The 24,981-nt window shown below is 55.4% G+C and carries 22 protein-coding genes and 1 tRNA gene; 14 read left to right on the forward strand and 9 right to left on the reverse strand.

Annotated features, from left to right (window positions below):
• Nucleotides 1-24 precede the first annotated feature (24 nt).
• The 7 genes from apaG (at nucleotide 25) to PPTH39_RS14655 (ending at nucleotide 8,087) form a co-directional block, all read left to right on the forward strand.
• Complete coding sequence (gene apaG, locus PPTH39_RS14625; protein WP_094999935.1) at nucleotides 25-405, forward strand: Co2+/Mg2+ efflux protein ApaG; 381 nt, start codon at nucleotides 25-27, stop codon at nucleotides 403-405.
• Nucleotides 405-1,322, forward strand: coding sequence for a symmetrical bis(5'-nucleosyl)-tetraphosphatase (locus PPTH39_RS14630; RefSeq protein ID WP_094999934.1), 918 nt, complete (start codon nucleotides 405-407; stop codon nucleotides 1,320-1,322). Before apaG ends, PPTH39_RS14630 begins: the two co-directional genes overlap by 1 nt.
• Nucleotides 1,319-1,648, forward strand: coding sequence for a thiosulfate sulfurtransferase GlpE (gene glpE / locus PPTH39_RS14635; protein ID WP_094999933.1), 330 nt, complete (start codon nucleotides 1,319-1,321; stop codon nucleotides 1,646-1,648). Before PPTH39_RS14630 ends, glpE begins: the two co-directional genes overlap by 4 nt.
• A gap of 299 nt (nucleotides 1,649-1,947) precedes the next feature.
• Complete coding sequence (locus tag PPTH39_RS14640; protein ID WP_016782433.1) at nucleotides 1,948-3,870, forward strand: PrkA family serine protein kinase; 1,923 nt, start codon at nucleotides 1,948-1,950, stop codon at nucleotides 3,868-3,870.
• Nucleotides 3,871-3,971: 101 nt separating this feature from the next.
• Entirely contained in the window at nucleotides 3,972-5,246 is a 1,275-nt protein-coding gene (locus tag PPTH39_RS14645) for a YeaH/YhbH family protein (RefSeq protein WP_094999932.1), read from the forward strand.
• Complete coding sequence (locus PPTH39_RS14650; protein ID WP_094999931.1) at nucleotides 5,243-6,805, forward strand: SpoVR family protein; 1,563 nt, start codon at nucleotides 5,243-5,245, stop codon at nucleotides 6,803-6,805. The genes PPTH39_RS14645 and PPTH39_RS14650 overlap by 4 nt, the downstream gene beginning before the upstream one ends.
• A gap of 58 nt (nucleotides 6,806-6,863) precedes the next feature.
• Nucleotides 6,864-8,087, forward strand: coding sequence for a multifunctional CCA addition/repair protein (locus PPTH39_RS14655; protein WP_094999930.1), 1,224 nt, complete (start codon nucleotides 6,864-6,866; stop codon nucleotides 8,085-8,087).
• A gap of 131 nt (nucleotides 8,088-8,218) precedes the next feature.
• Here the strand turns inward: PPTH39_RS14655 and folK are convergent, their stop codons facing one another.
• Nucleotides 8,219-8,743 carry a 2-amino-4-hydroxy-6-hydroxymethyldihydropteridine diphosphokinase gene (gene folK, locus PPTH39_RS14660; protein WP_095019497.1) on the reverse strand — a complete coding sequence of 175 codons (525 nt, stop codon included), beginning with the start codon at nucleotides 8,741-8,743 and terminating at the stop codon, nucleotides 8,219-8,221.
• Entirely contained in the window at nucleotides 8,734-9,087 is a 354-nt protein-coding gene (folB, locus tag PPTH39_RS14665) for a dihydroneopterin aldolase (RefSeq protein ID WP_094999928.1), read from the reverse strand. The genes folK and folB overlap by 10 nt, the downstream gene beginning before the upstream one ends.
• A gap of 74 nt (nucleotides 9,088-9,161) precedes the next feature.
• On the opposite strand from folB, the gene plsY reads away from it, so the two are divergent.
• Entirely contained in the window at nucleotides 9,162-9,731 is a 570-nt protein-coding gene (gene plsY / locus PPTH39_RS14670; RefSeq protein WP_094999927.1) for a glycerol-3-phosphate 1-O-acyltransferase PlsY, read from the forward strand.
• Nucleotides 9,732-9,775: 44 nt separating this feature from the next.
• On the opposite strand, the gene tsaD is transcribed toward plsY, so the two are convergent.
• On the reverse strand, nucleotides 9,776-10,801 hold the full coding sequence (gene tsaD / locus PPTH39_RS14675) for a tRNA (adenosine(37)-N6)-threonylcarbamoyltransferase complex transferase subunit TsaD (RefSeq protein WP_094999926.1): 1,026 nt from the start codon (nucleotides 10,799-10,801) through the stop codon (nucleotides 9,776-9,778).
• Nucleotides 10,802-10,999: 198 nt separating this feature from the next.
• Between tsaD and rpsU the strand changes: the two genes are divergently transcribed.
• The 6 genes from rpsU (at nucleotide 11,000) to PPTH39_RS14705 (ending at nucleotide 19,923) form a co-directional block, all read left to right on the forward strand.
• Complete coding sequence (rpsU, locus tag PPTH39_RS14680; RefSeq protein WP_002551877.1) at nucleotides 11,000-11,215, forward strand: 30S ribosomal protein S21; 216 nt, start codon at nucleotides 11,000-11,002, stop codon at nucleotides 11,213-11,215.
• Nucleotides 11,216-11,686: 471 nt separating this feature from the next.
• On the forward strand, nucleotides 11,687-13,642 hold the full coding sequence (gene dnaG / locus PPTH39_RS14685; protein ID WP_094999925.1) for a DNA primase: 1,956 nt from the start codon (nucleotides 11,687-11,689) through the stop codon (nucleotides 13,640-13,642).
• A 67-nt stretch (nucleotides 13,643-13,709) separates the two neighbouring features.
• Complete coding sequence (gene rpoD, locus PPTH39_RS14690) at nucleotides 13,710-15,557, forward strand: RNA polymerase sigma factor RpoD (RefSeq protein WP_094999924.1); 1,848 nt, start codon at nucleotides 13,710-13,712, stop codon at nucleotides 15,555-15,557.
• 117 nt (nucleotides 15,558-15,674) lie between these two features.
• Complete coding sequence (locus tag PPTH39_RS14695) at nucleotides 15,675-19,031, forward strand: bifunctional diguanylate cyclase/phosphodiesterase (RefSeq protein ID WP_130872242.1); 3,357 nt, start codon at nucleotides 15,675-15,677, stop codon at nucleotides 19,029-19,031.
• Nucleotides 19,032-19,061: 30 nt separating this feature from the next.
• Nucleotides 19,062-19,138 (forward strand) — tRNA-Ile (locus tag PPTH39_RS14700).
• A 287-nt stretch (nucleotides 19,139-19,425) separates the two neighbouring features.
• Complete coding sequence (locus tag PPTH39_RS14705; protein WP_127881594.1) at nucleotides 19,426-19,923, forward strand: hypothetical protein; 498 nt, start codon at nucleotides 19,426-19,428, stop codon at nucleotides 19,921-19,923.
• 345 nt (nucleotides 19,924-20,268) lie between these two features.
• Here PPTH39_RS14705 and PPTH39_RS14710 read toward each other — a convergent pair whose 3' ends face one another.
• The 6 genes from PPTH39_RS14710 to PPTH39_RS14730 form a co-directional block, all read right to left on the reverse strand.
• A complete protein-coding gene (locus PPTH39_RS14710; protein ID WP_130872133.1) occupies nucleotides 20,269-20,793 on the reverse strand; it encodes a hypothetical protein in 525 nt (174 codons plus the stop codon).
• Nucleotides 20,790-20,927: a hypothetical protein gene (locus PPTH39_RS23540; protein WP_161952167.1), complete on the reverse strand. Its 138-nt coding sequence runs from the start codon at nucleotides 20,925-20,927 to the stop codon at nucleotides 20,790-20,792. Before PPTH39_RS23540 ends, PPTH39_RS14710 begins: the two co-directional genes overlap by 4 nt.
• Nucleotides 20,927-21,226 (reverse strand): hypothetical protein, encoded by a 300-nt coding sequence (locus PPTH39_RS14715; protein ID WP_130872134.1) that lies wholly within the window; start codon nucleotides 21,224-21,226, stop codon nucleotides 20,927-20,929. Before PPTH39_RS14715 ends, PPTH39_RS23540 begins: the two co-directional genes overlap by 1 nt.
• A 310-nt stretch (nucleotides 21,227-21,536) precedes the next feature.
• Complete coding sequence (locus tag PPTH39_RS14720) at nucleotides 21,537-23,882, reverse strand: phage/plasmid primase, P4 family (RefSeq protein ID WP_130872135.1); 2,346 nt, start codon at nucleotides 23,880-23,882, stop codon at nucleotides 21,537-21,539.
• Nucleotides 23,879-24,151 carry a hypothetical protein gene (locus PPTH39_RS14725; protein WP_078467125.1) on the reverse strand — a complete coding sequence of 91 codons (273 nt, stop codon included), beginning with the start codon at nucleotides 24,149-24,151 and terminating at the stop codon, nucleotides 23,879-23,881. Before PPTH39_RS14725 ends, PPTH39_RS14720 begins: the two co-directional genes overlap by 4 nt.
• Nucleotides 24,148-24,465: a helix-turn-helix domain-containing protein gene (locus tag PPTH39_RS14730; RefSeq protein WP_232527651.1), complete on the reverse strand. Its 318-nt coding sequence runs from the start codon at nucleotides 24,463-24,465 to the stop codon at nucleotides 24,148-24,150. Before PPTH39_RS14730 ends, PPTH39_RS14725 begins: the two co-directional genes overlap by 4 nt.
• Nucleotides 24,466-24,981 lie beyond the last annotated feature (516 nt).

The raw sequence follows: 24,981 nt of genomic DNA on the forward strand, positions 1-24,981 counted from the left end.
TCGCTTTCAAGTAAGGCCTCTCGCATGCACGATCCCCGCTATCTGGTCGACGTCAGCGTCGTCACACGTTACCTGCCAGAACAATCACAGCCCGAGCATCAGCGCTTTGCCTTTGCGTACACCATCACGGTACGCAACAACGGTTCAATACCTGCCAAGCTGTTGTCACGGCACTGGGTAATCACCGACGGCGATGGTCATGTAGAAGAAGTCCGTGGCGCCGGTGTTGTAGGACTGCAACCCAAGATTGATCCCGGCAGCGAGCACACCTACAGCAGTGGGTCGGTCATCACAACCAAAGTCGGCACCATGCAGGGCAGCTACCTGATGCATGCCGATGACGGTCATGAGTTCAAAGCCATTATTGCGCCCTTTCGCCTGGCGGTACCCGGAGCCCTGCACTGATGGCGGTGTATGCCGTTGGCGACTTGCAAGGCTGCCTGAAACCGCTCAAGCGCCTGCTCGAACGCGTGGCCTTCGACCCCACCAAAGACAAGCTCTGGCTGGTGGGCGACCTGGTCAACCGCGGTCCCGAATCACTGGAAACCCTGCGCTTTCTGTATCGCATGCGCGAGTCGCTGGTGTGTGTACTGGGCAACCATGACCTGCACCTGCTGGCCGTGGGGCGCAATATCGAACGCCTGAAAAAAGGCGACACTTTGCGCGAAATTCTCCAGGCCCCCGATTGCGATGAGTTGTTGAACTGGCTGCGTCAGCAACCGCTGCTGCATTACGATGCCGAGCGTGAGGTTGCACTGGTGCATGCCGGAATACCGCCCCAGTGGACGCTGAAAAAAGCCCTCAAATGCGCCAGCGAAGTCGAACAGGCGCTGCGCGATGACAACCTTGTCGGCCCCTATCTCGACGGCATGTACGGCAACGACCCGGCCAAATGGGATAACGGACTGACCGGCGTTACCCGGTTGCGGGTTATTACCAACTATTTCACCCGTATGCGGTTCTGCACCCGGGACGGCAAGCTCGACCTGAAAAGCAAAGAAGGCGTAGGTACTGCACCGCCCGGCTTCGCTCCATGGTTCAGCTACAAAGAACGCAAAACCCAAGGCCTCAAGATCATCTTCGGGCATTGGGCAGCACTGGAAGGCAACTGCAAGGAACCCGGCATCTTCGCACTCGATACCGGCTGTGTCTGGGGCGGCGCCATGACCCTGCTCAATGTCGACACCGGCCAACGCCTGCTCTGCGATTGCGACGATCCAACACTTGCCGTACCCGGCATTGCCCCACACTCCGCACCAACTTCCCAACCCTTGGGCGCCAGCCAGCCGCGCCCGCTTTCAGGCCACAGGAATTTCCCATGACCGAATTCAAACGCATCCCGCCAGAACAGGCTCAGGCCCTGCGCGAACAAGGCGCCGTAGTCGTCGACGTGCGTGACCCGCAAGCTTTCGCCGCCAATCACATCAGCGGTTCAAAACATCTGGACAACCACTCGCTGCACGATTTCATCGCCAACGCCGACCTCGACGCCCCTCTGATCGTGGCCTGCTACCACGGCAACTCCAGCCAGAGCGCTGCGGCGTATCTTGTCGGCCAGGGCTTTAGCGAGGTCTACAGCCTGGATGGCGGCTTCGAATTGTGGCGTACCACTTACCCGGACGAAACCGCCCAAAGCCCGGGCGAATAATATTTTTATCAGCCCCAGCCCCCGTGATCAGAGGGCTTGGGGCCTGCCTGACCAACGGTCTAAGGCAACAATTCACGCATCTGACCTTGACCTCCCGTATTACCAACTATCCTTTACCTCAGGCCATCCAAATCTGGGGAGAGCCGGTACACCGGCGAATGGATCATCGGTAGTAACTTCAAGGGGTTAGCCACCTTGATGGTGTCCTGGGGGGTACACAGCAGCTGAAATGCTGCTGCATGCCAGCACTCGAACTGACCGATCTATCGCCGACTCCACGTATCGAGCGAGGTGACGTCATGAGTATTTTTAGCCACTTCCAACAACGCTTCGAGTCCACACGCCAGGAAGAGCTTACGCTCCAGGAATATCTTGAGCTGTGCAAACAGGACAAAAGCACTTACGCCTCAGCCGCGGAACGGCTACTGCTGGCCATTGGCGAGCCGGAACTGCTGGACACCTCAACCGACTCCCGGCTGTCGAGGATTTTCTCCAACAAGGTGATTCGCCGCTACCCGGCCTTTGAAGACTTCCACGGAATGGAAGAATGCATCGACCAGATAGTTTCCTACTTCCGCCATGCCGCACAGGGCCTGGAAGAGAAAAAACAAATCCTTTACCTGCTGGGCCCGGTAGGGGGCGGCAAGTCATCCCTTGCCGAAAAGCTCAAACAGCTGATTGAAAAAGTCCCCTTCTATGCAATCAAGGGCTCACCGGTTTTCGAGTCGCCTTTGGGCCTGTTCAACGCCACCGAAGATGGCGCGATCCTCGAGGAAGACTTCGGCATTCCCAAACGCTACCTGAGCACCATCATGTCGCCGTGGGCCACCAAGCGCCTTGCCGAGTTTGGCGGTGATATCAGCCAGTTCCGCGTTGTAAAACTGTACCCGTCGATCCTCAACCAGATCGGTGTAGCCAAAACCGAACCCGGTGACGAAAACAACCAGGACATTTCGGCCCTTGTAGGTAAGGTCGATATCCGCAAACTGGAAGAATTCCCGCAGAACGATGCCGACGCCTACAGCTACTCGGGCGCTCTGTGCCGGTCCAACCAGGGCCTGATGGAGTTCGTCGAGATGTTCAAGGCACCCATCAAGGTGCTGCACCCACTGCTGACGGCTACCCAGGAAGGTAACTACAACAGTACCGAAGGCTTGGGCGCGATTCCGTTTACCGGCATCCTGCTTGCCCACTCCAACGAATCGGAATGGCATACCTTCCGCAACAACAAGAACAACGAAGCGTTTATCGACCGGATCTACATCGTCAAAGTACCGTACTGCCTGCGTGTCAGTGACGAAGTGAAAATCTACGACAAACTGCTGTTCAACAGCTCACTGGCCAAAGCCCATTGCGCACCCGACACCCTGAAGATGCTGGCCCAGTTCACCGTACTGTCGCGCCTCAAAGAACCGGAAAACTCCAACATCTATTCCAAGATGCGGGTTTATGACGGCGAGAACCTCAAGGACACCGACCCGAAAGCCAAGTCCATCCAGGAGTACCGTGACAACGCGGGTGTGGACGAAGGCATGAATGGCCTGTCGACCCGTTTTGCGTTCAAGATCCTGTCCAAGGTATTCAACTTCGACCCCCACGAAATTGCCGCCAACCCGGTGCACCTGCTTTATGTGCTCGAACAGCAGATCGAACAGGAACAATTCCAGGCCGAAACCCGCGAGCGCTACCTGCGTTTCCTCAAGGAATACCTGGCGCCGCGCTACATCGAATTTATCGGCAAGGAAATCCAGACCGCTTACCTGGAGTCCTACAGCGAATACGGGCAAAACATCTTCGACCGTTATGTGCTCTACGCCGACTTCTGGATTCAGGACCAGGAATACCGGGATCCGGAAACCGGCGAAATCCTCAACCGCGTGGCCCTCAACGAAGAGTTGGAAAAAATCGAGAAACCGGCCGGCATCAGCAATCCGAAAGATTTCCGCAACGAAATCGTCAACTTCGTACTGCGTGCCCGGGCGAACAACAACGGTAAGAATCCAACCTGGCTCAGTTACGAGAAACTGCGGGTGGTGATCGAGAAAAAAATGTTCTCCAACACCGAAGACCTGCTGCCGGTTATCAGTTTCAACGCCAAGGCAAGCAAAGAGGACCAGCAAAAACACAACGACTTTGTTACTCGAATGGTCGAACGTGGCTATACCGACAAACAAGTGCGGCTGCTCTCCGAGTGGTACCTGCGGGTCCGCAAGTCGCAGTGAGGCAGTTGTAAGCCTCAAGCCTCAAGCTGCAGGAAAAGGCATGGGTAAATGCCTGGACTTGCAGCTTGCAGCTCACAACTTGAAGCTGCCCGGAGGGCCTAATGAGCTATGTGATCGACCGACGCCTCAATGGCAAGAACAAGAGCACGGTTAACCGTCAGCGTTTTCTGCGTCGCTACCGTGACCACATTAAAAAGGCCGTAGAAGAGGCCGTGGGCCGCCGCTCCATTACGGATATGGAACATGGCGAGCAAATCAGCATCCCTGGCCGCGATATCGATGAGCCGGTAATGCATCACGGGCGTGGTGGCAAGCAAACCGTGGTTCACCCCGGCAACAAGGAGTTTACCAGCGGCGAACATATCCCCCGGCCCCAAGGTGGATCGGGAGGTGGCGGCGGCCCTGGCAAAGCGGGGAATTCCGGCGAAGGCATGGACGAATTCGTGTTCCAGATCACTCAGGAAGAGTTCCTCGAATTCATGTTCGAAGACCTCGAACTGCCCAATCTGGTCAAACGCAACCTGACCGGCACCGACACGTTCAAAACCGTACGTGCCGGTATCAGCAACGAGGGCAACCCGTCTCGTATCAACATCATTCGTACCTTGCGCTCAGCTCACGCTCGACGCATCGCGCTGTCCGGCAGCAGCCGGGCGAAACTGCGGGAAGCCAAGGCCGAACTGGAGCGATTAAAACGCGAGGAGCCCGATAACTTCGGCGATATCAAGACCATCGAGGCCGAAATCGAGAAACTCAGCGCCCGCATTCATCGCGTGCCATTTCTCGACACCTTTGACCTCAAGTACAACCTGTTGATCAAACAGCCCAACCCCAGCTCCAAAGCCGTCATGTTCTGCCTCATGGACGTTTCAGGCTCCATGACCCAAGCCACCAAAGACATTGCCAAACGCTTTTTCATCCTTCTGTACCTGTTCCTGAAGCGTAACTACGACAAGATTGACGTAGTGTTTATTCGCCATCACACCAGCGCACGAGAGGTGGACGAAGAGGAGTTTTTCTATTCCCGGGAAACCGGCGGCACTATCGTCTCCAGCGCACTCAAACTGATGCAGGAGATCATGGCCGAACGCTACCCCACCAACGAATGGAACATCTACGCAGCCCAAGCCTCTGACGGAGACAACTGGAACGACGACTCACCCATCTGCCGCGACATTCTGATCAACCAGATCATGCCATTTGTGCAGTACTACACTTATGTAGAGATCACCCCGCGCGAACACCAGGCGCTCTGGTATGAGTACGAACGCATCAGCGAGGCGTTTTCCGACACCTTCGCTCAACAGCAACTGGTCTCGGCCGGCGATATTTATCCGGTCTTCCGTGAACTCTTCCAGCGCAGGTTAGTGACATGACCGCCAAAGAGAATAAGCGCCAACCCATCTCCACCGGCTCAGAGTGGACCTTTGACCTGATCCAGGCGTATGACCGCGAAATCGGCCGCCTGGCTGGCCGCTATGCGCTGGACACTTACCCTAACCAGATCGAAGTCATCACCGCCGAACAAATGATGGATGCCTACGCATCAGTGGGCATGCCGCTGGGTTATCACCACTGGTCCTATGGCAAACACTTCCTTAGTACTGAAAAATCCTACACTCGGGGCCAGATGGGTCTGGCCTACGAAATCGTTATCAACTCAGACCCCTGCATTGCCTATCTGATGGAAGAAAACACCATCTGCATGCAGGCACTGGTAGTAGCCCACGCCTGCTATGGCCACAACAGCTTCTTCAAGGGCAACTACCTGTTCCGCACCTGGACTGACGCCAGTTCGATCATCGATTACCTGGTATTCGCCAAGCAATACATCATGCAATGTGAGGAACGCCACGGCATCGATGCGGTGGAAGACCTGCTCGATTCCTGCCATGCCTTGATGAACTACGGTGTGGACCGCTACAAAAGGCCTGACCCGATCTCTGCCGAGGAGGAGCGCCGTCGACAAAAGGAACGCGAAGAGCACCTGCAAAAACAGATCAACGACCTGTGGCGCACCATCCCCAAAAGCGCAGACAAGCTCAGCGAGAAGGACAACGCCCGTTTCCCCGAAGAGCCTCAGGAAAACATCCTCTACTTCCTGGAAAAACACGCCCCGCTGCTGGAGCCCTGGCAGCGCGAAGTTGTACGTATCGTGCGCAAAATAGCCCAGTACTTTTATCCGCAGCGGCAAACACAAGTGATGAACGAGGGGTGGGCGACTTTCTGGCATTACACCTTGATGAACGACCTGTACGACGAAGGCCTGGTGACCGAGGGCTTTATGATGGAGTTCCTCATTTCCCACACCAGCGTGGTGTTCCAGCCTGGCTTTGACAGCCCTTACTACAGCGGTATCAACCCCTACGCGCTTGGGTTTGCGATGTATTGCGATATCCGGCGCATATGCGAACACCCGACCGAGGAGGATCGTTACTGGTTCCCGGATCTTGCGGGCAGCGACTGGCTGTCGAGCATCAAATTCGCCATGAGCAGCTTCAAGGACGAGAGTTTTATCCTGCAATACCTCTCACCCAAAGTGATCCGTGACCTGAAGCTGTTCAGCATCATGGACGACGATCAAAAAGACGACCTGCTGGTGCCAGCCATCCACGACGAAAATGGCTACCGCATCATTCGCGAAACCCTGGCCGCGCAATACAACCTGGGCAATCGCGAACCCAATATCCAGATCTGGAGCATCGACCGCCGGGGCGACCGTTCACTGACCCTGCGTCACCAGCAACATGACCGCAAACCCCTGGGCGACTCCACCGAAGAAGTTCTCAAGCACTTACACCGCTTGTGGGGCTTCGACATCCACCTGGAAACACTGCAAGGCGACCAGGTCATGAAGGTCCACCATGTCCCGCCAAAAGGCGACCACGGCGAGATTGACCGCGGTCGCCTGGATATGGGAGCCATTCACCTGTAAAGCAGGCCTCCGTTAGCACGGCACACGCGCTATCCTGTCGCGCTAACGGAGGTTTTTTATGAAGATCTATAAAGTTGGCGGCGCAGTGCGCGATCGCCTGCTGGGCAAGCCTGTCACCGATATTGACTGGGTGGTGGTGGGCGCAACAGCCGAACAAATGCAGGCCTTGGGCTATCGCCCTGTTGGCTCTGACTTCCCGGTATTTCTTCACCCCAAGACGGGTGACGAATATGCACTGGCCCGCACCGAACGCAAAAGCGGGCATGGTTATGGGGGCTTTGTTTTTCACGCCAGCCCCGACGTCACCCTCGAAGAAGACCTGATCCGTCGCGACCTGACCATCAATGCGATGGCAGAGGACGAGGCTGGCAACGTAACCGACCCTTACCATGGCCAGCGCGACCTTGAAGCCCGCATTTTGCGCCACGTTTCCCCCGCATTCGCCGAAGATCCCCTAAGAGTACTGCGCGTAGCCCGATTCGCTGCGCGCTACGCCAGCCTGGGCTTCAGCATCGCTCCCGAGACTCTGGAGCTGATGCGCCAACTGTCCCGGTCCGGCGAACTGCAAGCCTTGACCCCGGAACGCTGCTGGAAGGAAATTTCCCGCGCCCTGATGGAAGATCAGCCTCAGGTTTTTATCGAAGTGCTGCGCAGCTGCGACGCTCTTGAAGTACTGCTACCCGAAGTGAACGCCCTGTTCGGCGTCCCTCAGCCCCCCGCCCATCACCCGGAAATCGACAGTGGTGTACATACCCTCAGCGTGCTGGAGCAATCGGCGCTGCACAAGCAACCGCTGACGGTTCGCTGGGCTTGTTTACTGCACGATCTGGGCAAGGGGCTTACGCCAGAGAAAGACTGGCCAAGGCATATTGCCCACGAACACAAGGGACTGCGCCTGATCAAGGCGGTCAATGAACGCTATAAGGTGCCGAGGGACTGTCAGGAGCTGGCATTGCTGGTAGGCGAATACCACACCCACGGCCATCGCGCCCTTGAGCTCAAGGCTTCGACGCTACTGGAATTGCTGCAGCGCTTCGACGTATACCGTCGGCCACAGCGGTTCGAGGAGTTTATCGTAGCGTGCGAGATGGACGCCAAAGGCCGCCTGGGCCTGGAAGACCGACCCTACCCGCAGGCCGACTACCTGCGCGGCGCGGCGCGGGCCGCCCTTTCGGTAGCGGTGCAGCCGTTACTGGAGCAGGGTTACAAGGGCCCCGAACTGGGCGAAGCACTCAAGCGCGAACGGCTCAAGGCACTACAAGCTTACAAGGATGCGGCGTAGTGCAAACCTTGTGGGAGCGGGCTTGCTCGTGATTAGGGCACCACGGTCTTTCACTCAGACCGCATCGACGCCATCGCGAGCAAGCCCGCTCCCACAAAAAAGCAGTAACCTGCAGCCCATTCAATCGACTCTCAGCCCGCCAGCATCTCCAGCGGCGTCAAGGACTCCCCCCGCCACTCGAAGGCTGCAGGCGCAAGCACCTGCTCGATCTGCGCCTCGGCCCAAATCTGCGCAAGCGTCTTGCCCACACCGGGATGAACTTTGTCTGGGGCAATCAAAGACAGCGGCCACAACACAAAAGCGTTCTTGAGGATTTCGGCACGGGGCAAGGTCAAACCGTCAAAGTTGCCCACCAGATCGCCAAAGAACAACACGTCGATATCCAGCGGCAAACCTTTGCGATCTTGAGCGTAACGCCCGTTATCAGCTTCGATCAGCTTCAAACGACGACTTAACTCAACCAGTGGAAAATCGGTTTTTGCCGACACCACGAGGTTGAAAAACGGCCCGCTCTTGATACCCACCGGCTGGCTTTCAAACACCGCCGAACAGCGCATCTCCTGCAAGAATCCGCTCAGCGCTTCCAGCCCTGCCAGCAAGTGCTTTTCACGCTCGACATTACTGCCCAGCCCGAGATAAACCTGAGTTAGCGACATCCGCGCTCAATCTCCACGCCCACCCCAGTGGCCGCCGCAACTGCGCCGGGCTTGGTCAGCTTGAGGTGCAGCCAGGGGATAGTGAACTCACTCATCAACACTTCGGCCAGTCGCTCTGCAAAGGTCTCCACCAACTGGAATTGAGCCTGCTCGGCGAACGCCTGAATTCGCGAAGAAACGCTCGCATAATCCAGCGCCAACGTCAGATCATCGCCAGCCGCAGCTGGACGGTTATCCCACGCAAAACTCAGATCAAGGCGCAGACACTGACGGATGCCACGTTCCCAGTCATAAGCACCGATTACGGTGTCAACTTCCAGGCCTTCGATAAACACTCTGTCCAAGCACTCTTCTCCGCAGCACGACAAGGGCGCAAAGCGCCGTTAGAATCAGGGCGTCCTCGCCCGGAATAGTTAGCATGTTTTGGTTACTGGCGATCCTCGCCTACCTGCTCGGCTCTCTGTCCTTTGCCATTTTGCTCAGCCGCCTGACGGGAACCCCCGACCCGCGAATGAGTGGCTCCGGCAATGCCGGCGCAACCAACATGTTGCGTCTGGCCGGCAAAAAACTTGCCGTCCTGACCTTGCTCGGCGACCTGTGCAAGGGGCTTTTGCCCGTCCTGCTGGCCAACCAACTGGATCTCTCGCTCCAGGACCAGGCCTGGATCGGCGGCTGCGCCGTTGTAGGTCACATGTACCCTGCCTACTTCCGCTTTCGCGGCGGCAAGGGTGTCGCCACGGCGGCCGGCATGCTGCTGGGACTGTATCCCCCTGCTGCACTGTTGGCAGTCGCCGCATGGCTGCTGACCTTCCAGCTGACCCGTACCAGCTCACTGGCGGCGTTGATCGCCACTCCCCTGACCCTGCCATTGCTGGCCTGGCAAGAGCCTGCCGCGCTACTGCCAATGAGCGCCTTGACGGCGCTGATTGTATGGCGCCATCGCGGCAATTTACGCGACCTGATGGCCGGGCGCGAACGGCATTTCTGAATCTTGCCCGTGAAAAATCTTCACGCCGGCTCCAGCCCCCATTCTCACAGGGGCTGCAGTTGCTCCATCGGCCAGCGTGCCTGCACGCTGATCGCCAATGATTCGTGCTGACCGGCCTGCAAGCGCTGACAACCCGCAAACGCAATCATCGCGCCATTATCCGTACAAAATTCCGGACGGGCGTAATACACATTGCCCTTCATCTCACCGAGCATTTTCTCAAGGGAAACGCGCAGCGCCTTGTTGGCACTCACCCCGCCTGCAATCACCAGGCGCTTCATGCCTGCATGCTTCAAGGCACGCTTGCACTTGATGGTCAGCGTTTCAACCACGGCCTGCTGGAACGCCAGGGAGATATCGCAACGGGTCTGCTCAGTGTCGTCGCCCTCTGCCACACAACGCTGCCAGGTGTTCAAGGCAAACGTCTTGAGGCCGCTGAAGCTGAATTGCAGGCCCGGACGGTCTGTCATGGGCCTGGGGAAGACAAAGCGTCCTGCAACGCCCTGGGCGGCCAAGCGCGCGATCTCAGGGCCACCCGGATAGTTAAGCCCCATCATCTTCGCGGTCTTGTCGAACGCTTCACCCGCGGCGTCATCCAGTGTCTCGCCCAGCAACTCGTATTGGCCGATGCCATCAACGCGAACCAGCTGCGTATGACCGCCCGAGACCAACAAAGCGACGAACGGAAATTCCGGAGGTTGCTCTTCCAGCATAGGGGCCAGTAAATGGCCTTCCATGTGATGCACGCCAAGGGCCGGAATGCCCCAGGCAAACGCCAGCGCCTGGGCGCAAGAAGCCCCAACCAGCAGGGCTCCAACCAATCCCGGGCCCGCCGTATAGGCAATTGCGTCGATCTCGGTAGGCACACAGTCGGCCTCGGCCAGCACCTGACGAATCAACGGCAGCATTCGCTTGACGTGATCTCTGGAAGCCAGCTCCGGTACCACACCGCCATAGGCGCGGTGAAGGTCGATCTGGCTGAACAGTGCATCGGCCAAAAGCCCGCGTTCACTGTCGTATAGCGCGACGCCGGTTTCGTCGCAGGAGGTTTCTAATCCCAGTACTAGCATGGGTTTACGCCTTGTAGAGGCTAAATTCGAAGGCGCGCATAATAGTCGCCACTCCCGCCCCCGGCCAGCGGTTTTCGATCAGAGGCTTTGCATTCCGGGCGATGAGGGGTTAACATCCGCAACCCTTAAAAACCGACGTCTTCCAACGCGATTTTGCCTTGAGACGTTGACCCCGGTAATGAATGAAGGTAGCTCTGGATGCCAGCCGTCAAAGTAAAAGAGAACGAACCCTTCGACGTAGCTCTGCGTCGTTTCAAGCGCTCCTGCGAAAAAGCCGGTGTTCTGGCTGAAGTTCGCAGCCGCGAATTTTACGAGAAGCCGACTTCTGAGCGTAAGCGTAAAGCAGCAGCTGCTGTTAAGCGTCACGCGAAGAAAGTTCAGCGCGAGCAGCGCCGCGCCGTTCGTCTGTACTAATACACAGACGTTCGTTGCACGCTTCTGCCAAGCCCGGCCTAAAGCCGGGCCGTAGGCAGTTGTTGCAAGTTACATGCTTTATCGTCAAGGCCGCAGATGCGACCGCGACAAGCGTTACAACACGTCAGACCTGGCCTAATAGCCAGCGGTGCACGTCTTTACTGACGAGCCTTCCAAGGCTACCGACGAGCACACCTCTCTGATTATCCTTAAAGACGATCAGCCCAAGGCACCTCTCCAGTGCCTGCTTATGAGCTATCCGAGACCAGCCATTGGTCAGTGCCGGACTCAGAGCGTGACATTTATCGATCCCGTCGACTCTGATTAATATGAGTAGAGCGGATTTCGACAGATACACTTCCCCGAGATAATTGAGCAGACGCCCCACGATCGAGCAGAGCTTTTGCCTGCACGCACGATGACCAAGCTCTTTATTCGGACCCAATTCTGCGCAGTGATGACGAGAACGCCATGGCCGGGTTAATCCCCCAGAGCTTTATTGACGACCTTCTGAACCGTACCGATATCGTCGATGTCGTCAGCTCGCGCGTGCAAATGAAGAAAGCTGGCAAGAACTACACCGCCTGCTGCCCCTTCCACAAAGAAAAAACCCCGTCGTTCAGCGTCAGCCCGGACAAGCAGTTCTATTACTGCTTTGGCTGCGGCGCTGGCGGTAACGCCCTCGGCTTCATCATGGATCATGACAACCTGGACTTCCCCCAGGCTGTCGAAGAACTGGCCAAAGCTGCCGGGATGGAAATCCCACGGGAAGAAAGCGGCCGGGCGCACAAACCTCGGCAACCGACTGACTCCCCGCTGTACCCGCTTCTTACTGCAGCTGCTGACTTTTATCGCCAGGCCTTGAAAAGCCATCCGGCACGAAAAGCAGCGGTGGACTACCTGAAAGGCCGAGGCCTGACCGGCGAAATCGCTCGCGACTTCGGCTTGGGCTTTGCGCCACCAGGCTGGGACAACCTCTACAAACACCTGAGCAGTGACACGCTGCAACAAAAAGCCATGATCGACGCTGGCCTGCTGGTCGAAAACGCCGAGACCGGCAAGCGTTACGACCGCTTTCGCGACCGGGTAATGTTTCCGATCCGCGACAGCCGTGGCCGCATCATCGCTTTTGGTGGCCGGGTGCTCGGCGACGACAAGCCCAAATACCTGAACTCCCCGGAAACCCCGGTCTTTCACAAAGGCCAGGAACTGTACGGGCTGTTCGAAGCACGCAAGTTCAATCGCAGCCTCGACGAAATCATCGTGGTTGAAGGCTATATGGACGTCATTGCCCTGGCCCAGCAAGGCCTGCGCAATGCTGTCGCGACACTGGGCACCGCTACCAGCGAAGAGCACATGAAGCGCCTGTTTCGCGTGGTACCCAGCGTATTGTTCTGTTTTGACGGCGACCAGGCCGGCCGCAATGCGGCATGGCGCGCACTTGAAGCCACGCTGCCCTGCCTGCAGGACGGGCGCCGCGCACGCTTCCTGTTTTTGCCCGAGGGTGAAGACCCGGACACCCTGGTGCGCTCTGAAGGCACCGATGCTTTCAAGGCCCGTATCAACCAGCATGCCCAGCCGCTGGCAGACTACTTCTTCCAGCAATTGACCGAAGAAGCCGACCCTCGCTCGCTCGAAGGCAAGGCCCATATGGCCACGCTGGCAGCACCGCTGATCGACAAAGTCCCGGGCGCCAACCTGCGGACCCTGATGCGTCAGCGCCTGAGCGAAATAACCGGCCTTACCAGCGAAACCGTCAGCCAGTTGGCACAAAATACGCCCGCAAAAATCCAGGCACAGCCAACCTATGACCCGGGCATTGATTACGATGCAATGCCCGACTACAGCGACTTCCAGCAACCGGACATGTACATCCCCCAACAGGAATGGACCCCGAAAAAGACTGGCGCTGGCGGCAAAAAGTGGGAAAACAAACCCTGGGACAAAAAAGGCAAGCGCGGCGCCGAACGCGAGCAGGCCTGGATCCCGGTAGGTGTTGAACCCCCGACCCTGACAGCCCTGCGCACCCTGCTGCATCACCCGCAACTGGCCAAAAAAGTTGAGGACGCCGGGCACTTTGCTGCAGAAGACCAGACTAATAATCAACTACTGATTGCTCTGGTCGAGGCTGTACAGAAAAATCCTAAGCTAAGCTCTATTCAGCTACTGTCCCGCTGGCACGGCACTGAACAGGGCCGTTTGCTGCAAAGACTGCTGGAAAAGGAATGGCTAATTGATGCCGATAACCTTGAACAACAGTTTTTCGACACCATAACTAGCCTGTCAGCTCGCCAACGCGAGCGAAATCTAGAGCAACTTCTTCGAAAAGCACGTCAAGGCGAGCTAAGTAGCGAGGAAAAAAATCAGTTACGCGACCTTTTAAGTCGCAATAATCCTGCATCAAACCCGACCTCAACTGGCGCGTGAGGTCATAGCTAAGGTATAATCCTCGGCTTGTTTTTTGCCCGCCAAGACCTTCAGTGGATAGGGTGTTATGTCCGGAAAAGCGCAACAGCAGTCTCGTATCAAAGAGTTGATCACCCTCGGCCGTGAGCAGAAGTATCTGACTTACGCAGAGGTCAACGACCACCTGCCCGAAGATATTTCAGATCCGGAGCAAGTGGAAGACATCATCCGCATGATTAATGACATGGGGATCCCCGTACACGAGAGTGCTCCGGATGCGGACGCCCTTATGTTGGCCGATGCCGACACCGACGAAGCAGCAGCTGAAGAAGCGGCTGCAGCGTTGGCGGCAGTAGAGACCGACATTGGTCGTACTACCGACCCTGTGCGCATGTATATGCGTGAAATGGGCACGGTAGAACTGCTGACACGTGAAGGCGAAATCGAAATCGCCAAGCGTATCGAAGAAGGCATCCGTGAAGTGATGGGCGCAATCGCGCACTTCCCTGGCACGGTTGACCATATTCTCTCCGAGTACACTCGCGTCACCACCGAAGGTGGCCGCCTGTCTGACGTCCTGAGCGGTTATATCGACCCGGACGACGGTATTGCGCCGCCAGCAGCCGAAGTACCTCCTCCTGTCGACACCAAGGTGAAAGCCGAAGGTGATGACGAAGAGGACGACAAGGAAGATTCCGGCGAAGACGAGGAAGAGGTCGAAAGCGGCCCTGATCCGATCATCGCGGCCCAGCGCTTTGGCGCTGTTTCCGATCAGATGGAAATCGCTCGCAAGGCCCTGAAAAAGCACGGTCGCGGCAGCAAGCAGGCAATTGCCGAGCTGGTTGCACTGGCTGAGCTGTTCATGCCGATCAAACTGGTTCCGAAGCAATTCGAAGGCCTGGTTGAGCGTGTTCGCAGCGCCCTGGAGCGTCTGCGTGCACAAGAGCGCGCAATCATGCAGCTGTGTGTACGTGATGCACGCATGCCGCGCACCGATTTCCTGCGCCTGTTCCCGGGCAACGAAGTCGACGAAAGCTGGAGCGATGCGCTGGCCAAAGGCAAAAGCAAATATGCTGAAGCCATTGGTCGCCTGCAACCGGACATCATCCGTTGCCAGCAAAAGCTCTCTGCTCTGGAAGCAGAAACCGGCTTGAAGATTGCCGAGATCAAGGACATCAACCGTCGTATGTCGATCGGCGAGGCCAAGGCCCGCCGCGCGAAGAAAGAAATGGTTGAAGCCAACTTGCGTCTGGTGATCTCCATCGCCAAGAAGTACACCAACCGTGGCCTGCAGTTCCTCGATCTGATCCAGGAAGGCAACATCGGCTTGATGAAAGCGGTAGACAAGTTTGAATACCGCCGCGGCTACAAATTCTCGACTTATGCCACCTGGTGGATCCGTCAGGCGATCACTCGCTCGATCGCCGACCAGGCCCGCACCATCCGTATTCCGGTGCACATGATCGAGACGATCAACAAGCTCAACCGTATTTCCCGTCAGATGTTGCAGGAAATGGGCCGTGAACCGACCCCGGAAGAGCTGGGCGAACGCATGGAAATGCCTGAGGATAAAATCCGCAAGGTATTGAAGATCGCTAAAGAGCCGATCTCCATGGAAACCCCGATCGGTGATGACGAAGACTCCCATCTGGGTGACTTCATCGAAGACTCGACCATGCAGTCGCCAATCGATGTTGCTACCGTTGAGAGCCTTAAAGAAGCGACACGCGACGTACTCGGCGGCCTCACAGCCCGTGAAGCCAAGGTACTGCGCATGCGTTTCGGTATCGACATGAATACCGACCACACCCTTGAGGAGGTTGGTAAACAGTTCGACGTTACCCGTGAGCGGATTCGTCAGATCGAAGCCAAGGCGCTGCGCAAGCTGCGCCACCCGACGAGAAGCGAGCATTTGCGCTCCTTCCTCGACGAGTGACAACAAAACCCCCGGCCCTGCCGGGGGTTTTGCTTTACAGCTAAAAACCTCCTGCTCCCTCCCCTCTGCCACAGCCCGACTACACTGGATGCATCCAGGTGTATTGAAGGGATGCGTATGTCACGCTTGCTGGCTACCCTGCTTCTGTCACTTCTCGTTTGGACCTCTGGCGCCCAAGCCCTGACGTTCACCGATGAAGAACAGCAATGGCTCAAGGAGCACCCCGAACTGCTCCTCGGCATCGATACCACATGGCCGCCTTTTGAGTTCCTCAACGCACAGGGCACCTATACAGGCCTCGCTGCCGACTATGTAAACCTGATCACCAACCAGTTGGGCGTAAGCGTCAAGCAAGTCGCTGCGTCAAGCTGGAGCGAAGTCCTGGAGCAAACCAAGGAAGGCAAACTCGACTGGTTACCCGGCGTCATGTCGACCCCCGAGCGCCAAAAACGCCTGGCATTTACCCGGCCCTATCTGGACTTCCCCATTGTCATCCTCGCCCACAAGGGCGGCGCGGCGCCTAAAAATATCCAGGAACTCTACGGCCTCAGAGTGGGTGTAATTGAAAACTACGCCCCCCACGAATTGCTGCGCGCTCAACACCCTGATCTCAACATCGTCGCCCTGCCCAACGTCAGCTCGGCGTTGCAGGCTCTGGCCACGGACCAGGTAGATGCCATGGTGGGTGATCTGGCTTCCAGCGTATGGAGCTTGCGCCAGCTCAAGCTCGATGGCCTGTACGTCAGCGGGGAAACCCCGTATCGCTTTCAATTGGCCATGGCCGTTCCTAAAAACCAGACCGTTCTGCTAGGACTGCTGGACAAGGTGCTGGCCAATATAAGCCCGAGTGAAACCCAGCGCATTCAGCAGCACTGGGTAGGCGATATCAACGATTACCGACCCCTGTGGCGCACCCTGCTGCTCTATGTTCTGCCTGGCATACTGCTGCTGATCATCATTTTGTTCGTAGTCATCCGCATCAACCGACGCCTGAGCTCCGAGATTTCCCGGCGAACCACCCTCGAACAGGAACTGCGCAGCAGCGAGGATCACTACAAGGGGTTGATTGAAAGCCTTTCGGCTATTGCCTGGGAAGCACAGCTGGACAACGACACCTATACCTATGTATCCCCCCAGGCCGAAGCCTTGCTCGGCTATCCAGTCTCTGACTGGCTAAGCCCGGGGTTCTGGAAACGGGTTGTTCACCCCGATGACCTGCCCAGAATCCAGGCCTGGCGTAAAAAAGAGATCAGCGCAGGCCACGATCACAGCTTGGACTATCGTGTGATCACCGCAGAGGGCAACATCCTCTGGCTACGGGACATTGCCAGTATCACGACCCACAATCAGCAAGCCGTGGTTCGCGGCTTGCTGATCAATATCAGCGAAACCAAGCAGACTGAAGAAGCCTTGCTTCTTTCCGAAGAAAAGTTTGCCAAAGCTTTTCATGCATCGCTGGACGGCCTTTTACTGAGCCGTCAAAGCGATGGCCTGATACTCGAGATCAACGAAGGTTTCAGCCGGGTCATCGGCTATGACAGTGCCAGTGCCTTGTACCACTCAACCCTGGAACTGCAATTGTGGGTCGACCCCCATGAGCGCCGTGAATTGCTTGCGGTCCTGGAAAAAAACGGCTTTGTGCGCGACTTCACCTGCCATATCCGACATAAGGACGGGCAAGTTCGCCTCTGTGAAATCTCCAGCTACCCGTTGCTGATCGGCGCCGACGACTGCATTTTGACCATCGTCCACGACATTACCGAACGGCATCAGATGCAGGAAAAACTTCTGCAAACAGCCACCGTGTTCGAGAGCACGGCCGAAGGCATCATCTTTACCGATCCCGAGCAAAAAATTACCGCGGTCAACCGGGCCTTCGGCGAAATCACCGGTTACTCCGAAAGTGAAGTCCTGGGCCAGACGCCGCGCATGCTGGGGTCTGGCCGACACGACAAACTGTTCTTTGCAACCATGTGGTACCAGCTATCGACCGCTGACAACTGGCAGGGCGAAATCTTCAACAGACGCAAAAACGGTGAAATCTACCCTAGCTGGATGACCATCAGCGCCGTGCGCAACAACAATGATGTGGTGACACATTTCGTCGCCGTATTTTCTGATATTTCCACCCTCAAACTGGCCCAGGAACGCCTTGATCACCAGGCCCACCACGACCCGCTGACCAACCTTCCCAACCGTTTGCTGTTTGAAAGCCGGGTGCGCCAGGTACTCTCCGATCAGCGGCGCAATGATCAACAGAGCGCGGTGCTGTTTCTGGACCTTGATCGCTTCAAGAACATCAATGACAGCCTCGGGCACCCTGTGGGCGATCAGTTGCTGAGGGGCATCGCAGCCCGCCTCACCGAACAATTGCGCGACATCGACACGGTCGCCCGTCTTGGCGGCGATGAATTTATCGTCCTGCTGCCTGGGCTCAAACACCCGGAAGATGCACAGAAGATTGCCGAAAAGCTGCTGAACAGCTTCAACGAACCCTTTCTGACCGACGAAAGCGAACTGTTTATCAGCGCCAGCGTCGGTATCAGCATCTACCCGGATGATGGCGACGACGTGGCCACACTGATCAAAAATGCCGATATCGCGATGTACCACTCCAAACTCAAAGGGCGCAATCGCGTCGAACGTTACAGCCACGACCTTAACTCCCAGACCAGTGCCCGCATCCTTCTGGGCCAGGAACTGCGCCGCGCCCTGGAGCGAGGCCAGGTCTCACTGCTGTATCAGCCCAAAGTCCGGTTGCGCGACCATACGCTGGCTGGCGCCGAAGCACTGTTGCATTGGAACCACCCTCTACTCGGAGGAATCTCACATGAGCGCTTGATTCATCTGGCAGAAGAAAACGGCATGATCATTCAAATTGGTGACTGGATGCTCGAGCGTGCGTGCCAGCAACTGTGCTCATGGAATCAACTGTACAAGCCCTTTGGACCCATCTCGGTCAACCTTGCCAGCGCCCAATTACACCAGCCGGGGCTGATGGCGCACATTCAGCAACTGCTCGAAACCTGCAAGCTCAAACCCGAGAGCCTGAAACTGAAAATCACCGAAACTTTTCTCACCGGCCAGACCGAAGCGGCATTTGATGCCCTGCATCGGCTCAAACAACTGGGAGTAAAACTGTCCATCGACAATTTTGGTACTGGCAACTCGTCCCTCAGTTACCTGAAGCGCTTGCCGTTGGACACGTTGAAAATCGACCCGTCATTTGTACATGGCTTGCCCGACGACCCCCATGATGCTGCCATCGTGCATGCCATCATCGCGCTGGGGCACAGCATGCACTTCACCATCATTGCCGACGGTGTTCAAAACCGGGAACAACAGATTTTCCTGGCGCAGGCAGGTTGCGAACTGATCCAGGGCGAGATCGTCAGCCCGCCGTTACTTCCCGAAAAATTTGCAGCAACTTTCCTTCACCTGGCAATTTCAGATCTTTCGGATAGCACTACTTAGAAACCATCGTTATAATCCGCCACCTACTGAGGGCCTATAGCTCAGTTGGTTAGAGCAGGGGACTCATAATCCCTTGGTCGTAGGTTCGAGTCCTACTGGGCCCACCATACAAAACAAAGGCTTACGCTTAACGGCGTAGGCCTTTTTTGTTTTTTGACGAAAATTCTTAACGAATTGCTCAACGAATGCAGCCTGTGCCTATTCCCTGACAATTTGAGGGACCTCATTGATGGCACGTAGCCATTCTCGGAGCTATAATGGGAAAAAACGCAAAATCAGGGACGAAAATGACACCTCCTCCATTACTCCTGTTTCCTGCCTTGCCTAGCACTCTTGCTCGACAGGAATGTCTTCTACGCAGCAGTCACGACCACTTTAGTAACTGGAGTCGAATATGCTAAACCCTACGACCATATCATTGGCGATCATTGGCTTCGCACTTCTCATATATCTCCAGCACCAATTAAACCAAAATAATGGCCGCAAAGTAATAATCACCCTATGCGCCCTAGCAGTCTTATTCGCAGTATCGATAGGATGGGTCAAGCTCATATACAACAGCCCTGAAAATATTTCAAATAGAGCAGAAGTTCGCGCACAAGAAAAGAAAGAAAAAGATGCTGAAACCGCTCACAACATGTGCAACAACTCTATCTTGGCATACCTAACATCTAGAGACTTCGTAGAGCGCCGTTTAAAATCTCCAAGTACCGCTGAGTTCCCGTCATTCAGTGCCATACAATCAGTCTCACTAGGAAACTGCAAGTTTCAGGTGAGAGCCTACGTAGATGCTCAAAATGGTTTTGGAGCCACAACAAGGACACCATATCAAGCAACACTTGAATATATTCCTAAAGAACAATCATGGAAATTGTTAAATTTAGAAATCTAACAGGCATCTACGCCACCTTTTTATAGATATTAGGCCCACATCACGCCTGGATAAGGTGAGGCATCCCTGTTTGGCACCGGCTTAGTAGTCTGCGCAATGCCGCGCACCAGCGCGTTATAGCGGCTCTTCGGTCCACTCTTGCAGTGTCCCATGTGCGAAGTCAGCCAACCTCCGTGTTTCGCTAGCCAGCGCCTGGGCGGCATAGATTCAGCGGCCTCGATTGCCCATAGAAGTAGCTGTTCGTCGCTGGGTTGATCGTCATCTTCAAACTCGACTGCATCCTCAGGAACCATATTGTCCTGCACTCCTGGTATTGCCCGACCGGATTAGGATCGGGCGTCTAGATCAGATATGCCCAGCGGTTGCCAGCCCCATGCCCAGGTTCTGGCGAGTGCCAATCAGATTGTTCAGCGAGCTGACATTACCTAAGTCCAGATCCGTGATTTGCTCCAGCGCAGAACGAACACCAGCAAGCGTGACATAGCGCCCGGCTTCCTGAGCTGAATTGAAAGCTTGGGTGAACTCATCGGTATGAGCCTCGATCAACGGCTTCAACTTAGCGACCAAAGCGGAAATAGCCTTGCGATGATTTACTAGCCGTTCGATAGCTGCGATTGCATCAGCGACTTGCGCGGTGGCGGTATCCACTTTCGCTTGTTGCGCCTCGACTTCGGCCTGTAAGTGCAGGGCTTCCAGGCGAAGGTTTAGGCGTTTGGTTAGCCGGGCGGTGGTATCAATTTGATCCTCTAGCGCCGCCACGTCTTCACCAGCTCGGCAAGCTGACTCCCATTGTTCATTGAGGGACGCTAGCAACAGTTCGGCGTCGATTAGTTGCTGTTCATGCTGGGCGATCAATTCGACAGCGCTCATGCGCGGGCCTCCAGGCGAACCATGATGACCCCTAGGCTGGCCTCGATCAGAGCCATACGGTGCAGCAGGCTTTGCAGCAGATTGCGGTTACTGGTGCCCACAGGACGCCCAGGCTTACGGATTTCATCAGCCATTAGAAAGCTCTCCCGGAAAAGTACTCGTTAAAGTCAGGGGTGAGCTTTTCAATGATTGGCGCAGGTTGGGCCGCAAGTTTTGCTAATGCCTGAGCATTGCTTCCCATCCCTTTAGCTACTGTTTCTCCAAACTTATCGCTAACAATCTTTCGATTAGCCTCAATATTTTCTGATTTAAGGAAAGCCAGGTCCGACTTGATAGACGCAATGTCTTTTGTCAAACCTTCAAGAAGTCCAACCAATGTTTCCAAGTCGCGAGGACTAAGCGAAGCTGAAGCGTTTACAAGCTGTCGAGCCATGTTGATTTACCTACATATAATTAATTAAGTCCGCTTATTATATCGCAAGTAAAAACACGCCTATTCATCTCTGGAATAACACCAAATATGCTTAGCTAGCTATCTATGTGGCGATATATCGGCCAGGATTTAGATAAGAATGTATGGCGTGCCGCGTGTGCCGGGTTTTTCGACATTCATTATCTTTCTGAAAAATAAATATTGATATTTCACTACTTATATTTTTTTGAAAGTTTGGGGTATCTCAGATAACCCGGCACAAGCGGCACACATTGCACAAAAGAAAAGGGGCCGCGATGGCCCCTTCTTGTTATTGCTGTTGAATGCTCCAACCTGGACGAATCTCCAGGCCACTTACATACTTCCCATGTCGATCACGTGTACGCCCGAAGCCTAGCCGCTCCAACCTATCTACAAAAGATTTCTGCTTAACCTTCTGACCGATACCCTGATCAGACGCCCAACTCGTGAACGTGTCATACAGCTTTTGAGATCCGACCTTCCCTAATGCGCTCCGCTCACACACATCATCGACGAACTGGGCCACCTGATCAGCCTCTAGGCGCCATTCCTCTTTAGCTTGGCGACTACTCTCAGGATCAGTAAACCCGCGCCCCAGTGCCTCGCTATAAGCAGCCAAAGACATGTTGAGAATGCCGGGAAGCTCAGCTAGCAGCTTCTCTTTGAGCATCGGGTCTGTCTGGCCCAAGCTGGCGTCGAACTTCCTGTTGAAGCGAATGACCAGAGCACGCCGGAACAAGGCATCGGAAAAGTCCCGCGTGTGCGGCATGTGGTTCGTACCAAACCAGCAAGTGGCATATGGGCGCATCACAAACGGGTCCTGGAACTTATGCTCAACCGTCGCAGGCTCGCCCGACACAATGCCCTTCAACGCCGCGTCAGCGATTATCTCACCTTCCCGGATCTCGGTAACGATGTTGGCTAGCTTCATATGCAGATGCGCACGAGAAAAAGCACGGTCGAACTGCGAAGGCTGCACACCGGATACATTCTCAGACCCTAGCAACGCCTCCAGCACCGACAACAGGACGGATTTACCGTTGCTGCCACCACCGATGAGCATAATGAATCGCTCATGCCTGCAATGCGTCATCAGCGTATACCCAAGCATTTCCAACAGCGCCCGCGCCTTGTCCTTACCATCGCTGTCAGGCTCGAAAATCTCACCCAGAAACTGAGAGAAGCGAGGTGCAGCGGCTTCAGGCTGGTACTCAATTGGAACTTGAGTGGTTCGATACTCCAGCTTGTTATGAGGCTCAAGCTCCCATTCACCCGTCAAATCATGCCGCACCAGAGCCCCAGACAGGCAATTCACAGACTCCGGGTCACCCAAGTTGAAGTCGTGGTCTTTGGTATAAATATCGGTTTTGAAAACATCCGCCACGTTATTAACCACGTTTGCTGTAATCGCGGTATGCGGTGCGAGCGCCGATTGAACCAACTGCTTTACCGCTCGATCCTCAGCAACCCTCCAGACACCACGCTCCAGCCACTCATAGACCAAGGGCCCAGTTGCCAGGATGTTATCTGACCCGACAGAGGCCAAAACACGCTGAGCCAACTCAAGATGATCCTCGTGATCGTCATCATTCGCAGCAGGCTTTAACTCGCGCAAAGCGCCCAGGGCGATTCCCGTTTGCTGCTTGATCACTCTGAGCAGTCGTTCACGCTCGATAGGGCTCCGGGACGAAGCCTCTGCCACGAGCCTTTCAATATCGGACGACTCGCTCTCTTCACTGAGTAATTTCACGTCCGCGCTGATTTCTGAATATAGCCGTAACGGGACTGGTGCATATCCTTTGCGGCGCGCCCCCTCAATCATTCCCGCCAGCTCTACACCCAATAGCGCCGACGCACGCTCTGCGCCTCGTTGTTTTGCCACTTCAGGAGCTACGGCAGAAAAAACCAGATGAATCAGTTGATCGTCGGCACCCTTTGCCACCAATCGCCCAACAATACGCAAAGCATTTTCGTGAACGCTCTCACCCTGCAATAACTCAGCTAACAGCTCTGTGTGATCACTGCTGCCACGCTCTCCAGATTCGTTAGCGGCGCTTCGTTGTGGCTCCTTGAACGTGCCCAGCCATGCCGAGAACTCAGCCCACGTGTAACGCTGACCGCCCTCATGAACAATGCTCGATCTTACCGGCTGAGCTTTTGTGTGGTTGAACCCAGGCAGACGCATTACACGCGGCAAGTCGTGAATGCTCTTGTCACTGTCTACTAGCGCAATCAACTTGCGCTGTGCGGCGTCAAACTCATTCAGCGGCACGCCATCAACGCACCAATAGGCATGATGCTTACCGGGTGACGACTCGACAATGATCGACGGGGAAAATGGGACAGCCGCCAACCTATCGAGGTGGTCGTCGATGATGTCGAAGTCCACATACAAGGCTCGGACGCGGGTAATGCTAGCGGCGTCATGCCCTCCCGCATTCACAACAGCGTATGCGCCCCACCCAGCAATATTTTTCGCCTGCAAGTCATACAAAGAGTTTGCCTTGCGTGCCCCTTGCATCGGGTGGATAGCTCGATAGTGCCAATCTTGCGGTTGCGAATCGGGGTCTAACAGCGCCAAGAATCGCAAAGCCTCATCAACGTCCGGCAACAGCTTTTGTGCAGTGATAGTCATTGCAAACCCCCATGGTAGCTGGCGATTATTTGCACACGTTCAGCCTCAATCAGACCGGCAAGCGCTTTGCCTGAATTGAAGGCAGCCACATAACGTCGATTGACCTCAACCACATCAAGTGGGGCGGACTTAAGAAGATCAAAAGCGTCCACGAAGACGCTAATTGCGAGCGCATCGTCGTTATCGTTAGCACTGATCAACGAGGCGTTACCGATCATTTGATACAGGCCTGCAAGGGCTTTCACTTGCGTGATTTGCTGAGCATTCATGCCACAAGCTCCTTTTGTTGAGCCAATCGAACCAACACGTAAACAGCAACACGCGGATGAATACGGCCGAAGCGATCAGAGAGGTTTCGACGCTGGGTCAAAATCTCGTGCCCTTGCTCTCGCAACTCAATCACACGAGCGGCTGGCATCATGACGCTATAGCGATCTCGCAACTCAAAGGTGCTTGCGGGATGATCAATCAGCACGGCTAGGACACGCTGCCGTTGGGCATAGGCACTGGTAGCCTGAAGATCCATCGTTTTTTCAGGGCAATCCAAGGGCGCCCCCATATCGCAGGGTTGTTTAATCTCCATGATTAAGCCGCCTTTTGTTGCTTGGCGAAATACTGGGCTACTTGTTCGCGTGACCATCGAACGGCTCTGCCAATGCGAAGCGGTTGCGGAAAGTCAGACCGACTAGATACCCGCCACCAAGTGGTGCGACTCACAGCATAAAGCTTGCAGTAAAACTCTGCGGGGTGATGCGGAATGTTAAAATCAAGCATCGGATCTCCTTTGATCGCGAAGCCCGGAAAACCTGTTGACGGGGGGCCGTTGATTGCCTAACCTGCGTCATGTGGATACATGCTTTACCGGGTAAAACTAAAGTTATGTTTCGTTTTTCCCAAAATACGACTCCCCAAGACTAGACCTCTTGGGTTTCGTGTTTCTGGAACACACTCATTGTAACATGGGTAAAAACAGCCAAATTTCAGTTTAAAGTCACTCAACGACTACTCAGTCGCGCTTACTCGTAACTCCTTGATTTACTTAATCTAACGATCACTCGGTCAATTTATTGCGTGCGCCATATGTCGCATTTTTGACTTT

This window comes from Pseudomonas bubulae, assembly GCF_900618535.1.
Lineage (GTDB): Bacteria > Pseudomonadota > Gammaproteobacteria > Pseudomonadales > Pseudomonadaceae > Aquipseudomonas > Aquipseudomonas bubulae.